This is a genomic window from Streptomyces sp. CNT372, assembly GCF_000377145.1.
Genome location: NZ_KB897779.1, coordinates 385,740 through 400,091 on the forward strand (window position 1 = coordinate 385,740; position 14,352 = coordinate 400,091).

Below are 14,352 nucleotides of genomic sequence, written 5' to 3' on the forward strand. Positions count from 1 at the left end.
GGGGCCGGGTAGTCGGAAGCAGCCCGACCCACGACCTGCGCCCCGTCCACGCATCGAACGCCGACGGGCCGGGCGGCCCGGGCCGACGGGGCCGGGGGCCCGGGGCCGGCCCGGTCGGGGCCGGGGGACGCGGCCCGCTACGCGTCCAGCGCGTCGCGCCATTCCCGCACCGCGCCCGGCGAGACCGGCGCGTCCCACCCGCCCGGCCTCGCCGCCCCGCCGATGTGGAAGCCCTCGACACCCGCCGCCCGCAGCGCCGGGAGGTGGTCGAGGCGCAGGCCCCCGCCCACCAGCAGCATCGGCTCGTAGCCCGGCTCGCTGCGGTGTGCCGCCTCGGAGAGCAGCGTCGGCAGGCCGTCGTCGACGCCGGCCGCCGAGCCCGCCGTCAGATACGTGTCCAGGCCGGGAACGTCCGCGAGCTGCTTCCGCAGCGTGCCCCGGTCCGCCGCGTGGTCGATCGCGCGGTGGAAGGTCCAGCGGCAGCCCTCCACCGCCGCCGCCAGGCGCTCGACCGCCGCCAGGTCCGGCAGCCCGTGCTCGTCGAGGAACCCGAGGACGAACTCGTCCGCGCCCGCCTCCCGCAGCTCCTCCGCCGTGCGGACCAGGGCCTCGACGGCGGCCTGCCCGCCCGCTGCGAAGCCGTCGGTCCGGCGCAGCATCACCCGCAGGGGGATGTCCACGGCCGCGCGGATGCGCGCGAAGGTCGCCGTGGAGGGGGTGAGGCCGTCGGCCGCCATGTCGGTGACCAGCTCCAGCCGGTCGGCGCCGCCGGCCTGCGCGGCGACCGCGTCCTCCGCGTCGAGAGCGATCACCTCAAGGAGTGCACGGTTGCTCATGGGCCCATTCCTCCGGGACATACGGGGCGGCGGCCGCTTCGGCCCGAGCGGCCGAAGAGGTCAGGAAGAGACGGAGAGGTCTAGTCCAATGTCCAGCCTAATGCCCATCCCGCCCTGAAGCAGCCGCCCGGACCGCACCTGGCCCGTTCCCGCCCCTGGCCCGTTCCCACCCCTGCCCATGACCCCGCCACCGACCGGCACGACAGCCCGGCACCTTGCATCTCGATACCCCCTAGGGGTATACAGTGGTACCAGATACCCCCTAGGGGTACTCTGTCATCAGCGGACACCGACGAAGGAGCGCGGACATGCCGACCGCAGCCGTTCATCCGGCCCCCGGGGAGGCCCAAGAGGTCGAACTCGCCATCGGCGGGATGACCTGTGCCTCCTGCGCGGCCCGGATCGAGAAGAAGCTCAACCGCATGGACGGCGTCGAGGCGACGGTCAACTACGCGACGGAGAAGGCCAGGGTCAGCTTCGCGGGCGAGGTCGCCGTGGCGGACCTGATCGCGACGGTCGAGGCCACCGGCTACACCGCCCACGAGCCCGCCCCCGTGCGCCCGGCGACCCCCGGACACCCCCGAGATCCCGCAGGCCACGCACACGACGCCCACGACCGCGGGACCCCCGCGGAAGGCGACGACCTGCGCCAGCGCCTGATCACCGCCGTGGTGCTGTCCGTCCCGGTGATCGCGATGGCCATGGTCCCCGCGTTCCAGATCGAGTACTGGCAGTGGCTCAGCCTCACCCTGGCGGCCCCCGTGGTCACCTACGCGGCCTGGCCCTTCCACCGCGCCGCCTTCGTGAACGCCCGGCACGGCGCGGCCACCATGGACACCCTCGTCTCGGTGGGCACCTCGGCCGCGTTCCTGTGGTCACTGTGGGCGCTGTTCTTCGGCACCGCGGGCGAGCCGGGCATGACCCACCCCTTCGAGTTCACCATCGCCCGCGGCGACGGCGCGGGGAACATCTACCTGGAGGCCGCCGCCGGCGTCACCGCGTTCATCCTGGCCGGCCGGTACTTCGAGGCCCGGTCCAAGCGCACCGCCGGGGCGGCCCTGCGGGCCCTGCTGGAGCTGGGCGCCAAGGACGTGACCGTGCTGCGCGACGGCCGCCAGGAGACCGTCCCGGTCGGCGAGCTGACGGTCGGGGACCGGTTCCTGGTGCGCCCCGGGGAGAAGATCGCCACCGACGGCACGGTGGTCGAGGGCTCCTCGGCGGTCGACGCGTCCATGCTGACCGGCGAGTCCGTCCCGGTGGAGGTCGCGGTCGGCGACGCCGTCACCGGCGCGACCCTGAACGCGGGCGGCCGCCTGGTCGTCGAGGCGACCCGGGTCGGCGGGGACACCCAGCTCGCCCGGATGGCGCGCATGGTGGAGGACGCGCAGAACGGCAAGGCGGCCGCCCAGCGGCTCGCGGACCGGATCTCGGGCGTCTTCGTGCCGATCGTGATCGCCCTGTCGCTGGCCACCCTCGGCTTCTGGCTGGGCAACGGGGCCGGGCTGACCGCCGCGTTCACCGCCGCCGTCGCCGTGCTGATCATCGCCTGCCCCTGCGCCCTGGGCCTGGCCACCCCGACCGCCCTGATGGTCGGCACCGGGCGCGGCGCGCAGCTCGGCATCCTGATCAAGGGGCCCGAGGTGCTGGAGACCACCCGGTCCGTGGACACCGTCGTCCTCGACAAGACCGGCACCGTCACCACCGGCCGGATGACCCTGCTGGCCGTCCGCACCGCCGAGGGCACGGACGAGGCCGAGGTGCTGCGGCTCGCGGGCGCGCTGGAGCACGCCTCCGAGCACCCCGTCGCCCGGGCCGTCGCCACCGCGGCGGCCGAGCGCACCGGGCCGCTCCCCGGGCCCGAGGACTTCGCGAACGTCCCCGGCCTGGGCGTGCGGGGCGTCGTCGAAGGCCGCGCCGTCCTCGTCGGGCGCGAGCGGCTGCTCCACGAGTGGGCCATGGAACTCCCCGAGGAGCTGGCCGCCGCCCGGGAAGCGGCCGAGGCCGCCGGCCGGACCGCGATCGTCGTGGCCTGGGACGGGGAGGCCCGCGCGGTCCTGGAGGTCGCCGACGCCGTGAAGGAGACCAGCGCCGAGGCCGTCCGCCGGCTGCGCGCCCTGGGGCTCGCGCCCGTACTGCTGACCGGGGACAACCGGGCCGTGGCCGAGAGCGTGGCGGCCGAGGTCGGGATCACCGAGGTGATCGCCGAGGTCATGCCGGAGGACAAGGTGGACGTGGTCCGGCGGCTCCAGGCCGAGGGCCGCAGCGTCGCGATGGTCGGCGACGGGGTGAACGACGCCGCCGCCCTCGCCCAGGCGGACCTCGGACTCGCGATGGGCACGGGCACGGACGCGGCCATCGAGGCGGGCGACCTGACCCTCGTCCGTGGCGACCTGAACGCGGCGCCCGACGCGATCCGCCTCGCCCGGCGCACCCTCTCCACGATCCGGACCAACCTGTTCTGGGCCTTCGCCTACAACGTGGCCGCCCTGCCGCTGGCCGCCGCCGGCCTGCTGAACCCGATGATCGCCGGGGCCGCGATGGCGTTCTCCTCGGTCTTCGTCGTCGGCAACTCGCTGCGGCTGCGGACCTTCAAAGCCCTCTGAGGTACGGGTCCGGCCCCGCCCGAGCCCGGAGCGCCGGGCGGGGCGGGCGGGACGGGCCCGGCGGCACAATGAGCCCATGCCCGCCGCCGCCCCGCCGCCCCCGCACCCCGCCCACGACGACCTCCGCCGCCGCTGGCGCGCGGCCCTGCCCGGCCTCCCGGCGCGGTCGGAGGACAGCCCGGACCCCGACCGCTACGCCGAGGACCTGCTGCGCCGCTGGGCCGAACCCCAGCGGCGCTATCACACGACCGACCACCTGGTGGCCGTGCTGGACCGGATCGACGAACTGGCCGCGTACGCCCGCGATCCGGCCGTGGTCCGGCTCGCGGCCTGGTTCCACGACGCCGTCTATCTGCCCGACCGCTCCGAGAACGAGGAGAGGTCGGCCCGCCTCGCCGAGCGCGCCCTGCCCGAGCTGGGCCTCGACGCGCACCGCACCGCCGAGGTCGCCCGCCTGGTCCGGCTGACCGTCACCCACGACCCGGCCCCGGGCGACGCCGACGGCGAGGTGCTGTGCGACGCGGACCTCGCCGTCCTCGCCGCCGCCCCGCGGACGTACGCGGCCTACGCGGCCGCCGTCCGCGAGGAGTACGCCTTCGTCCCCGAGGAGGCGTTCCGCGACGGCCGGGCGGCGGTCCTGCGGCAGCTCCTGGCCCTGCCCCGGCTGTTCCGTACGCCCCACGGGCAGGAGCGGTGGGAGGGCCCGGCACGGCACAACCTGACCGTGGAGCTGGAGTTGCTGGCCGCATCGTGAGACGGTCCCGGACCACGGAATGACAGGGACGAACGCCGTGTTGGCACCTGTCATGCCCGAGTCCCCGGAACACCTCGACACCACCTCCGGCGAGGGGGCCGCGACCGCCTGCGCCACCGCCGACCTCCCGCGTCCGGCCCCCGGCCACCAGCCAGGCCCCGGCCCGGCCGTCGCCCACCCCGGAACCGCAACCGGAGCGGCGCACCCCGGCGCCGGACCGGACCTCACCAAGGCGTCCCCCGGGCCCGGCGCGGCCACCGCCCCCGCCTCCTCCGCCTCCTCCGCCGCCCCGCGCCGGATGCCCCTCGCCGTCTACATCCTCGGGCTCTCCGTCTTCGCGCTCGGCACCAGCGAGTTCATGCTCTCCGGGCTGCTGCCGCCGATCGCGGCGGACCTGGGCGTCTCCATCCCGCAGGCCGGGCTGCTGATATCCGCCTTCGCGATCGGCATGGTCGTCGGCGCGCCGCTGCTCGCGGTGGCGACCCTGCGGCTGCCCCGCCGCACCACCCTGATCACCCTCATCACCGTCTTCGGCCTGGGTCAGGTCGCGGGCGCGGTGGCCCCGACCTACGAGGTCCTGTTCGCCTCCCGGGTGATCAGCGCGCTCGCCTGCGCCGGGTTCTGGGCCGTCGGCGCGGCCGTCGCCGTGGCCATGGTGCCGGTGACCTCGCGGGCCCGCGCGATGGCCGTGATGATCGGCGGACTGTCGATCGCCAATGTGCTGGGCGTCCCGGCGGGCGCGTTCCTCGGCGAGCACCTCGGCTGGCGCTCGGCGTTCTGGGCGGTGGGCGCGGCCTCGGCCGTCGCGCTCGTCGGCGTCGCCACCCTGATCCCGCGCATCCCGCTCCCCGCCGAGCGGCCCCGGCTCACCCGGGAGCTGGCGATCTACCGGGACCGGCAGGTGTGGCTGGCGGTCACCGTCACCGCGCTCGCCGCGGGCGGCGTCTTCTGCGCGTTCTCCTACCTGGCCCCGCTGCTCACCGACGTCGCCGGACTGGCGGACGGCTGGGTCCCCACGGTGCTGGGCCTCTTCGGTCTGGGCGCGCTCGTCGGCACCACCATCGGCGGCCGGGTGGCCGACGCGCACCTCTTCGGCGTGATGCTGTGGGGCGTCGGCGCCTCCACCGTCCTGCTCGCGGCCCTCGCCCTGCTCGCCTCCCTCCCCGTCGCGGCGGTCGCGCTCTCCTTCCTGCTGGGTGTCTCCGCCTTCTTCACCGCCCCGGCCCTCAACGCCCGCATGTTCAACGTCGCCGGTGCGGCCCCCACCCTCGCGGGCGCGACGACCACCGCCGCCTTCAACCTCGGCAACACCGGCGGCCCCTGGCTCGGCGGCACGGTCATCGACGCGGGCCTCGGCTTCGCCGCCACCGCCTGGGCGGGCGCCGCCATGACGATCACCGCCCTGGCTCTCGTCGCCGTCTCCCTCCGCCTCCACCGGCGGCCCGGGGCGGGTACGGCCGTTCCGGCCTGAGGGCCGCCCGGCGGCCCTTCCGTGCGTGTCCCGGTTCTTGATCACCCGATCGTGGGACGCTGAGGCGAACGCACTCGCGGAGCGATCTCCGGCCCCTACGTTGCGGAGCGTCAGGGCAACCGAGAGAGGAATCCACGATGCCCGCGTCGCTGGTCGAGCCCGAGCTGTGGGAAGCGGAGGATGACATGCCGTCGTGGGACTACCTGCTGAGTACCTGGCAGGAACTGGACGGGCCGGAGGGCTGGCGCGCCGAGATCGGCGAAGGGCAGATCACCTTGGTACCGCCGCCGGACGACGGACACCATCTCATCGCAGCGCGGGTCCACAGGGAACTGATCAGAACACTGCCCAGCGGCTGGGGCGTGTTCCAGAACCTCGGGCTGTTCCTCTACCGCGACGAGCGCCTGTGCATCCCGGATCTCGTCGTCGTGCCCACCGAGGTGCTCGTGGAGCGCGCGAAGAAGAAGGAGAAGGCTCCGCTGCCGGCTGCCGAGGCCGCGCTCGCCGTCGAGATCACCTCACGGGGCAACGCCTCGCACGACCGGCGGGCGAAGCTGCACGCGTATGCGAACGGCGGTGTGCCGCTGTACCTGCTGATCGACCGCTTCGACGACGGCGGGCCGGCCGTCACCCTGTACTCGGAGCCGCACGAGGGCCGGTACCGCACCGGGCTGCGGAAGCCGTTCGGCGAGACCTTCACGCTCCCGGAGCCGTTCGACGGTGAGCTGGAGACCACCGGCTTCGTCTTCTGACCCGTTCCGGCCTCCCAGCGGCCGTGCACGAAGCGGCCCGGCACCGGGCGGCCCGGCACCGGGCGGCGGTCCCGGGCTCAGGCGTGGGGGCGGCCCTTGGGGCGGCGGAGGCCCGCGGCCGTGATGCGGCGGACGAGTTCCTTGGAGCCGATCTCGACCGCGCCCGCGGCCACCGCGTCGGCATAGCGGTGGGAGGGCACGTCGTAGTGGTCGCGCTCGAAGGCGCGCCGGGGGCAGCCGATCGACGCGGCGAAGGCGTGCAGCTCCTCGAAGGAGGCGTCGCTCACCAGGTGGGACCAGAGGCGCCCGTGGCCCGGCCACTCGGGCGGGTCGATGTAGAGCGTCACCGCAGGCCGCCGACCGGGGCGACGACCACACCCGCCTTCTCGCACACCCAGCGCGGATCGGGCCCCAGCTCGGGGTCGACCGCCAGCGCGTGCGGATCGCCCGCGTCGCACACCGGGCAGAGCGGCCAGCGGCCGTAGCGCTCCAGCAGGGCGTCCTGGACGTCCTGGGCGACGAGCCCGGCCACGTACTCCGCACCCTCGGGCCACTGCTCGACCCACCAGCGGCGGTGCGTCACCGCGTCCTCGACCAGGGAGACCACCTCCGCCTCCGCCACATCCCGCGCGGCGAGGTCCGCGAGGACCAGCGCACGGGCCGCGTGCAGGGCCTGCTCCAGCGCGTCGGGGACGGGACCGGGGCCGCCGGATCCGTGGTCGGGGGCGTTCATTTCTCCATTGTCACCCGGTGCCCGGGGGGCTTGACGCGACCCGAAATGTGAAAATACCTTTCATAGGTGACCTATCCAGTGAAGGAAATTTTCAACGGTGAGGCACCGCCCGCGCCTGCGGCCCTGGCGGCGAAGGTGCGCACACTCTCCCCGTCCATGACCCGTTCCATGCAGCGGGTCGCCGAGGCCGTCGCCGACGACCCGGCGGGCTGCGCCGCGCTCACGGTCACCGGACTCGCCGAGCTGACGGGCACGAGCGAGGCGACCGTCGTCCGCACCGCCCGCCTCCTCGGCTACCCGGGCTACCGGGACCTGCGCCTGGCCCTCGCCGGGCTCGCGGCCCACCAGGAGTCCGGCCGCGCCCCCGCCCTCACCACCGACATCGCCGTCGACGACCCGATCGGGGACGTCGTCGCCAAGCTCGCCTACGACGAGCAGCAGACCCTCGCCGACACCGCCGCCGGACTGGACACCGTGCAGCTCGGCGCCGCGGTGGCGGCCGCGTCCACGGCCCGGCGCATCGACATCTACGGCGTGGGCGCCTCCTCCCTCGTCGGCATGGACCTGGCGCAGAAGCTGCTGCGGATCGGCCTGATCGCGCACGCGCACGCCGATCCGCACCTCGCCGTCACCAACGCGGTGCAGCTCCGCTCCGGGGACGTGGCCATCGCGATCACCCACTCCGGCTCGACGGGGGACGTCATCGAGCCGCTGCGGGTGGCGTTCGACCACGGGGCGACGACCATCGCGATCACCGGCCGTCCGGACGGACCGGTCTCGCAGTACGCCGACCACGTCCTGACCACGTCGACGGCCCGCGAGAGCGAGCTGCGGCCGGCCGCGATGTCCTCGCGGACCAGCCAACTCCTCGTCGTGGACTGCCTGTTCATCGGCGTGGCACAGCGGACGTACGAGTCGGCGGCGCCCGCGCTGGCCGCGTCGTACGAGGCACTGGCGCACCGGCACAGCCCGCGCACCACGCGCTGAGCGGCGCTCCCTCGCCCCGGCCCGCGTCCCCGTCCCCGGCCCCCGGGCCCGGCCCAACTCAACACCCGCACCCGCACCCGCACCCGCACGCCGTACGTCCCGAGAAAGCAGAGCCGCTCCCCATGACCTCCACCCACGGTGAACTCCGCGCCCAGCTCGCCACGCTCGCCACCGAGGCGTTCCGCCCCGAGCTGGCCGACATCGACCGGCTCCCGACGGCGGAGATCGCCCGGATCATGAACGGGGAGGACGCCGCCGTCCCGGCGGCCGTCGCCGACCGGCTGCCCGCGATCGCGGCGGCGATCGACGCCACCGCGGAGCGCATGGCGCACGGCGGCCGCCTGGTCTACGCAGGCGCGGGCACGGCGGGCCGGCTCGGCGTCCTGGACGCGAGCGAGTGCCCGCCGACGTTCAACACGGACCCGTCGGCGGTCGTGGGCCTGATCGCGGGCGGCCCGGAGGCCATGGTCACGGCGGTGGAGGGCGCGGAGGACAGCAAGGAGCTGGCCGCGGCCGACCTGGACGGCCTGAAGCTCACGGCGGACGACACGGTCGTCGGCATCTCCGCGTCCGGCCGCACGCCGTACGCGATCGGCGCGGTCGAGCACGCGCGGGGGCTGGGCGCGCTGACGATCGGGCTCTCCTGCAACGCGGGCAGCGCGCTGGGCGCGGCGGCCGAGCACGCGATCGAGGTGGTGACCGGCCCCGAACTCCTCACCGGCTCCACACGGTTGAAGGCGGGGACGGCGCAGAAGCTGGTCCTCAACATGATCTCGACCATCACGATGATCCGGCTGGGCAAGACCTACGGGAACCTGATGGTCGACGTCCGCGCCTCGAACGACAAGCTCCGCGCCCGCTCCCGCCGGATCGTCGCCCTGGCGACGGGCGCGCCGGACGCGGAGATCGAGGCCGCGCTGGAGGCGACCGACGGCGAGGTGAAGAACGCGATTCTGGTGCTGCTGGCCGGGGTGGACGCGGGGGTGGCGGCGGGGCTGCTGGCGGGTACGGGGGGGCACTTGCGCGCGGCGCTGCCGACGGGGCCGGACCGCACCGGCCCCGCCGGGCCCGCCGGGGTTTGACCCACCCCGACGACTCCGGCCACCCCGACCGCTCCGGCCCCGCCCGCGCACCCCGAACCCCCAGGAGGTGCTCGCCGGACACCTCCTGGGGACGGACGGGCCGCAAGCGCGCCCCCGTCACGACACCCGGTCCCGCACCACCACCCGCCCCTTCCGGATCGTCGCCACCCTCGGCGCACGCCTCGCCAGCGCCGAATCATGCGTCACCATCACGAAGGTGAACGCGTGCTCCTCCCAGAGCCCCTCCAGCACGTCCATCACCTCGTCCCGCATCGACTCGTCGAGGTTCCCCGTCGGCTCGTCCGCCAGCAGGACCCCCGGCCGCTTCACCAGCGCCCGCGCGATCGCCACCCGCTGCTGCTGCCCGCCGGACAGCTCCCCCGGCAGATGCCGCAGCCGCTCCCCGAGCCCCACCGAGGCAAGCGCCTCCCCCGCCCGTTCCCGGCGTTCCCGCGCGCCCAGCCGCAGCGGCACCAGCGCGGTCTCGACGTTCTCCTGCGCGGTCAGCGTCGGGATCAGGTTGAAGCCCTGGAACACGAAGCCGATCCTCTCCGCGCGCACCCGCGTCAGCCGCGCCTCCGGCAGCGTCGCCAGGTCGGTCTCGTCGAGCAGCACGCTTCCCTCGCTCGGGCGGTCCAGGCCGCCGAGCATCTGGAGCAGCGTGGACTTGCCCCCGCCCGTGGGCCCCTGGATCACCAGCCGCCCGCCGTCCGGGACGGTCAGGTCGACGCCGTCCAGCGCGTTCACCGTGTCCCTGCCGCGCCGGTAGCGCTTGACCACTCCACTGAGCCGGTACATCTTCAACTCCTGCCGTGCCAAAGGGAACCAAGGAAATACGTGCGCATACGCCGGCCGAACGCCCCGCCGGCGCCGCTCACCCGAGCCGCCGCAACGCGTCCGCCGGCCGCAGCCGGGAGGCCCGCCACCCGCCGAACGCGCCCGCGACGAGTCCTCCGGTGACCGCCAGCGCGACGGCGAGGCCGACCGTGGTGAGCGAGACGGGCGCGGTGAGCGCGACGTCCAGGGCCCGCGACGCGCCCCCGGGGCCGTCACCACCGGGCCCGGCCGTGCGCATCCCGCCACCACCACCGGGACCCCCGCTCCCCAAAGCCCGTGCCCCGCGACCGAGTTCTGCGGTGAGCGTCGGCCCGAACGCGGTGATCAGCCAGGCGCCCGCGAGCCCCGCGGCGATCCCGAGCGCTCCGCCGATCAGCCCGTTGACCAGCGCTTCCCCGGCGACCTGCCGGGTCACACGCCCGCTGCGCCAGCCGAGCGCCTTGAGCGTGCCGAACTCGCGGACGCGGCGGCTCACCGCCGAGGAGGTGAGCAGCCCGGCGACCAGGAACGCCGCTCCGAGGACCAGGTACGACAGCCACTTCCCGACGCCCGAGGCGAGCCCGGCCGCCGTGGACAGGGAGCCCGAGACCGTGTCCGCGAGGTCGGCGGAAGTGGTGACCGTCGTCCCGGGGACGTTCTTCTGCACGGCCTCCTTGACGCCCTCGATCCGCTGCGAGTCGTCGGCGCGGACGTAGACGGTGGTCACCTTGTCCTTGGCGTCGGCCAGGGTCTGCGCCTGCTTCAGGGGGAGGTAGACCTGGGCGGCCGCGTCCCCGCTGTCGGCGGTCGCGATGCCGATGACCTCGAACTTCTCACCGGAAACGGTGAGTTCGCCGCCCACCGCGAGGTCCTTCTCCTTCGCCCACGCGCTGTCGAGGACGACGACCCGCGCGTCCTGCTCGTCCGCGCGGAAGGTCCGGCCGGAGGTGATCTTCGAAGTGGTGAGCGGGCCGAGGTCCTGACGGGTGACGTCGGTGCCGTAGGCGGTGTACGCGTCCACGTCGAAGGCCGCGCCCCCGCCGCGCACGGCCCCGCCGGGTCCGGGCCGGCCCTCGCCCTGCCCGTCCCGCGGCACGGTCTCCACCGCGCCGCGCGTGAACTCGCCGTCCACCTTCATGACCCGGATGCTGAGCCCGCCGACCGCGTCCGCGACCCCGTCCTGCCGGGCCACCTGCGAGACGGTGGACGAGGCGAGCGACTGGAAGCCCTGCACCATGACCATGTCCTGGCTCTGCCGGGCGTCCTCGTCACCCTCCTCCCCCGCGTCGAACCTGAAGCGCGGCGCCCGCACGGCCCCGCCCTCGCCGGGCGGTTCGGCGGCCTTGGTGACGGTCATGTCGGTGCCGAGCCCGTACAGCGACTCCAGCACCCGCTCCTGGGCCCGGTTCATGCCGGTGGAGACCGAGTTGACGACGATGACCAGCGCGATACCGACCGCCAGCCCCGAGGCGACGACCAGCGCCGCCTTCCTTCGACGGCGCAGCTCGCGCCGGAGGTAGGTGAAGAACATGGCGCGACGCTAGGAGCGGGGTGTGATGAACGCTTAAGGCCCGGATGAGAGCCGGATGAGTCTTCGGACCTCCCGGCACTCACCCGCTCACCCCTGAACCGCAAAACAAATTCTGCAAAACTTCTTTTGCAGAACGCGGCATCCGCTCTACGCTCACCCCGTGCCCACCGAACCCCGCCGTCGCGTCCTCGACCCCGCCCGGGACACCGCCGCGCTCAAGGCCCTCACACATCCGCTGCGGATCCGGCTGCTCGGGCTGCTGCGGCAGCACGGACCGGCGACCGCGAGTGAACTGGCCGTACGTACGGACGAGTCGTCCGCGTCGGCCAGCTACCACCTGCGGGTGCTGGCCCGGCACGGCTTCATCACGGAGGCCGAGCACCGGGACGGACGCGAGCGCCGCTGGCAGGCCGCACACGAGCTGACGAGCTGGTCCAACGCGGCGATGACGGACTCCGCCGAGGCCCGCGCCTTCGTGGACGCGGCGCGGGGGGTCCAACTCACCCATCTGGAACGGTCGCTGGCGGCCCACGCCGAGGACGTGGCGACGGGCCGGGCCGGGTCCGCGTGGGTGGAGGCGGCGGGGATCACGGACCTGGTGCTGCGTCTCACGCCCGAGTCGCTCACCGAACTGTCGGAGACCTTCCTGCGCACGGCGCTGGCACTGGCCGCGCGGGACGAGGGTGCCCCGGGCGCGCAACAGGTCGTCCTCGTCACGGCCGGCGTCCCCGTCCTCCCCTCCCCCGGGCCCGGAACCGGACCGGAACCGGGGCCGGGACGGGGGGAGGGGCCGGGGCCCGAACCTGGGCCCGGACCCGAACCCGGCTCAGGGGGGCCCGAACCCGGGCCCGAATCCGCTGTCTCCGCGGAGACGGCCGAATGAACCCCACCACCGCCCGCCGCCGCTTCGCCGCCGTCACCTTCCTCTTCTGGCTGCCCGTCGGCCTCTACATCCCGTCCCAGGTCCTGCTGCTCACCGAGCGCGGCATGGCACTCGCCGCCGTCGCCGGGCTGTTCGCCGTCCACTCGCTGACGGTGTCCGCGCTGGAGCTGCCCACCGGCGGCCTCTCCGACGTCCTCGGCCGCCGGCCCGTGCTCGCGGTGTCCGGGCTGCTCAACCTCGGCGCGCTTCTGCTCCTCGCGCTCGGCGGCTCCCTGTGGGTACTCGCCTGCGCCATGCTCCTCCTCGGCTCGGGCCGCGCGCTCTCCAGCGGCCCGGCGGAGGCGTGGTACGTGGACACGGTCCAGGCATCCGCCGGACCCGGGGCCGAGCTGCGCACCGGGCTGGCCCGCGCCGGCGCGGCCTCCGCCGCCGCCCTCGCCGCCGGGACCCTCGCGGGCGGCGCGCTGCCGCTGCTGGCCGGGCTGCTCCCGGGCCCCGGGGTGCGGGCGGCGACCTCCGGCCTCGTCCTGCCGCTGTCGGTCCCTGCGCTGCTGGGCTCGCTCGTGTGCGCCGGCTACATCGCGTACGTCCTCACCGCCCTGCCCGAGCCGCCGCGCCCACCCGCGACCGCGCGGTCCGTGCTGCGCGGCGTCCCGACCACCGTCCTCGCGGGGCTGCGACTGGGGACGGGGGACGCCCTCGTCCGCAGGCTCCTGCTGACGGCGGGCGCGACCGGTGCGGCCCTCGCCCCGGTCGAACTCCTCGCCCCGGCCCGCGCGGCCGGCCTGACCGGCGGGGCGGAGTCGGGCGCGGTGCTGTTCGCGCTGATGGCCTGCACGGGCTTCGCCTGCACGGGCCTCGGCAGCCACCTCGCACCGCGCACGGCCCGCCGGGCGGGCGGCAGCGGCGAACGGGCGGTGCTGCTGAGCCTCGCCGTGAGCGCGTCCGGGCTGCTGCTCCTGGGCGTGACGGCCCACCCGGCCCTGGCCGCCCACCCGTTCGCCCTGATCGGGGCCGCGACGGGCTACGCCCTCGTCTACCTCGGCCTCGGCTCGGCGGGCCCGAACGCCAACGAACTCCTCCACCGGCGCGTGGGCGGCTCGGTACGGGCGACGGCCCTGTCCGTCCAGTCCCTCGCCCTCCAACTCACCGGCGCCCTCGCGGGTCTGGCCGCCGGCACCCTCCCGACGGGCCCCCTCCCCTGGCTCCTGGCCGGCGGCGCCCTCCTGACGGCGGCCCTGCTGTGGCTCCGCGGCGCGAACACCACGGCGGGGGCGGTCGATTCGACCCGCCCGCTACCGGACGCGGTTCCCTCGGGCAGGGGGACGGGCACGGGCACGGGGACAACGGCGGGGGCGGGCGTGGTGTGACGCGACACCCGCACCACCCGCCCGCCACCTGCCGGCTCGTCGCTCACCGGTGTCACCGGCGGCACCGGCGCCACCCGCTCTCCGGTCAGTCGGCGGCTTCGGTGGAACCGTCGGCATGGATGAGCAGCCGCATCGCGCCCCCGAAGCGGTCGTCGTGGACCACGGCCACCGCGGGGACACCGGTCTGCTGGGCCCGCTGCTGCAGGATGCCGATGACGACGTCCTGGATGTCGCCGTAGGGGGCGACCACAGGGAGTCCGAGTTCGGCGGGTGGTCGGGAAACCGGACGGTGAACGAGTCCGTGCGGCGGGAGCGCGTCCTCCAGGTCTCCGACCTGGGGTCCATGCCCCCGGGACGGGCCCTGGTGCTCGCCTCCGGCACCAAGCCCGTGCTGGTGGAGACGATTCCGTGGTGGGAGGGGCCGTACGCGCGCGAGGTGCGTGAAGCATGCGTCACATTGACGACTCGACGACGCGGAGGGGCCGTACGCGCGCGAGGTGCGTGCCTCCTTGGCCGCCCACGATCCGGGCACCA

General features: G+C 74.9%; 14 protein-coding genes. 8 read left to right on the forward strand and 6 right to left on the reverse strand.

What is annotated here, in order from left to right; all coding sequences use genetic code 11:
- Positions 1-137: 137 nt before the first annotated feature.
- Positions 138-836 carry a copper homeostasis protein CutC gene (locus C593_RS0109630; protein ID WP_018847088.1) on the reverse strand — a complete coding sequence of 233 codons (699 nt, stop codon included), beginning with the start codon at positions 834-836 and terminating at the stop codon, positions 138-140.
- Between the two features lie 308 nt (positions 837-1,144).
- Between C593_RS0109630 and C593_RS0109635 the strand changes: the two genes are divergently transcribed.
- From C593_RS0109635 to C593_RS0109650, 4 genes are all read left to right on the forward strand, one after another.
- Complete coding sequence (locus C593_RS0109635) at positions 1,145-3,439, forward strand: heavy metal translocating P-type ATPase (protein ID WP_018847089.1); 2,295 nt, start codon at positions 1,145-1,147, stop codon at positions 3,437-3,439.
- Positions 3,440-3,515: 76 nt separating this feature from the next.
- Complete coding sequence (locus C593_RS0109640; RefSeq protein WP_018847090.1) at positions 3,516-4,193, forward strand: hypothetical protein; 678 nt, start codon at positions 3,516-3,518, stop codon at positions 4,191-4,193.
- Between the two features lie 298 nt (positions 4,194-4,491).
- Positions 4,492-5,664, forward strand: a complete 1,173-nt coding sequence (locus C593_RS29245) for a Cmx/CmrA family chloramphenicol efflux MFS transporter (protein WP_051093663.1) — start codon at positions 4,492-4,494, stop codon at positions 5,662-5,664.
- Between the two features lie 137 nt (positions 5,665-5,801).
- Entirely contained in the window at positions 5,802-6,416 is a 615-nt protein-coding gene (locus C593_RS0109650; protein WP_018847092.1) for a Uma2 family endonuclease, read from the forward strand.
- 77 nt (positions 6,417-6,493) lie between these two features.
- On the opposite strand, the gene C593_RS0109655 is transcribed toward C593_RS0109650, so the two are convergent.
- Together C593_RS0109655 and C593_RS0109660 are read right to left on the reverse strand one after the other, a co-directional pair.
- Positions 6,494-6,763, reverse strand: coding sequence for a DUF4031 domain-containing protein (locus C593_RS0109655; RefSeq protein ID WP_018847093.1), 270 nt, complete (start codon positions 6,761-6,763; stop codon positions 6,494-6,496).
- Entirely contained in the window at positions 6,760-7,149 is a 390-nt protein-coding gene (locus C593_RS0109660) for a hypothetical protein (protein WP_018847094.1), read from the reverse strand. The genes C593_RS0109655 and C593_RS0109660 overlap by 4 nt, the downstream gene beginning before the upstream one ends.
- A gap of 66 nt (positions 7,150-7,215) precedes the next feature.
- Here C593_RS0109660 and C593_RS0109665 point away from each other — a divergent pair, with 66 nt between their 5' ends.
- Entirely contained in the window at positions 7,216-8,136 is a 921-nt protein-coding gene (locus C593_RS0109665; protein WP_026277538.1) for a MurR/RpiR family transcriptional regulator, read from the forward strand.
- A gap of 122 nt (positions 8,137-8,258) precedes the next feature.
- Positions 8,259-9,218, forward strand: coding sequence for an N-acetylmuramic acid 6-phosphate etherase (murQ, locus tag C593_RS29250; protein WP_018847096.1), 960 nt, complete (start codon positions 8,259-8,261; stop codon positions 9,216-9,218).
- Positions 9,219-9,335: 117 nt separating this feature from the next.
- Here the strand turns inward: murQ and C593_RS0109675 are convergent, their stop codons facing one another.
- Together C593_RS0109675 and C593_RS0109680 are read right to left on the reverse strand one after the other, a co-directional pair.
- On the reverse strand, positions 9,336-10,016 hold the full coding sequence (locus C593_RS0109675; protein ID WP_018847097.1) for an ABC transporter ATP-binding protein: 681 nt from the start codon (positions 10,014-10,016) through the stop codon (positions 9,336-9,338).
- A 76-nt stretch (positions 10,017-10,092) separates the two neighbouring features.
- On the reverse strand, positions 10,093-11,565 hold the full coding sequence (locus C593_RS0109680; protein ID WP_018847098.1) for an ABC transporter permease: 1,473 nt from the start codon (positions 11,563-11,565) through the stop codon (positions 10,093-10,095).
- Positions 11,566-11,725: 160 nt separating this feature from the next.
- Here C593_RS0109680 and C593_RS29255 point away from each other — a divergent pair, with 160 nt between their 5' ends.
- Positions 11,726-12,448, forward strand: a complete 723-nt coding sequence (locus C593_RS29255; protein ID WP_018847099.1) for a helix-turn-helix domain-containing protein — start codon at positions 11,726-11,728, stop codon at positions 12,446-12,448.
- Positions 12,445-13,818 carry an MFS transporter gene (locus tag C593_RS29260; RefSeq protein WP_018847100.1) on the forward strand — a complete coding sequence of 458 codons (1,374 nt, stop codon included), beginning with the start codon at positions 12,445-12,447 and terminating at the stop codon, positions 13,816-13,818. The genes C593_RS29255 and C593_RS29260 overlap by 4 nt, the downstream gene beginning before the upstream one ends.
- An 85-nt stretch (positions 13,819-13,903) precedes the next feature.
- Here C593_RS29260 and C593_RS33290 read toward each other — a convergent pair whose 3' ends face one another.
- A complete protein-coding gene (locus C593_RS33290) occupies positions 13,904-14,068 on the reverse strand; it encodes a hypothetical protein (protein ID WP_018847101.1) in 165 nt (54 codons plus the stop codon).
- Between the last annotated feature and the right edge of the window lie 284 nt (positions 14,069-14,352).

Excerpts from the sequence above, each read along its gene's own strand:
- murQ (WP_018847096.1), top strand. The coding sequence starts at position 8,259 with ATGACCTCCACCCACGGTGAACTCCGCGCCCAGCTCGCCACGCTCGCC.
- C593_RS0109630 (WP_018847088.1), bottom strand. The coding sequence starts at position 836 with ATGAGCAACCGTGCACTCCTTGAGGTGATCGCTCTCGACGCGGAGGAC.
- C593_RS0109640 (WP_018847090.1), top strand. The coding sequence starts at position 3,516 with ATGCCCGCCGCCGCCCCGCCGCCCCCGCACCCCGCCCACGACGACCTC.
- C593_RS0109635 (WP_018847089.1), top strand. The coding sequence starts at position 1,145 with ATGCCGACCGCAGCCGTTCATCCGGCCCCCGGGGAGGCCCAAGAGGTC.
- C593_RS29245 (WP_051093663.1), top strand. The coding sequence starts at position 4,492 with ATGCCCCTCGCCGTCTACATCCTCGGGCTCTCCGTCTTCGCGCTCGGC.
- C593_RS0109650 (WP_018847092.1), top strand. The coding sequence starts at position 5,802 with ATGCCCGCGTCGCTGGTCGAGCCCGAGCTGTGGGAAGCGGAGGATGAC.
- C593_RS0109675 (WP_018847097.1), bottom strand. The coding sequence starts at position 10,016 with ATGTACCGGCTCAGTGGAGTGGTCAAGCGCTACCGGCGCGGCAGGGAC.
- C593_RS0109680 (WP_018847098.1), bottom strand. The coding sequence starts at position 11,565 with ATGTTCTTCACCTACCTCCGGCGCGAGCTGCGCCGTCGAAGGAAGGCG.
- C593_RS0109660 (WP_018847094.1), bottom strand. The coding sequence starts at position 7,149 with ATGAACGCCCCCGACCACGGATCCGGCGGCCCCGGTCCCGTCCCCGAC.
- C593_RS29260 (WP_018847100.1), top strand. The coding sequence starts at position 12,445 with ATGAACCCCACCACCGCCCGCCGCCGCTTCGCCGCCGTCACCTTCCTC.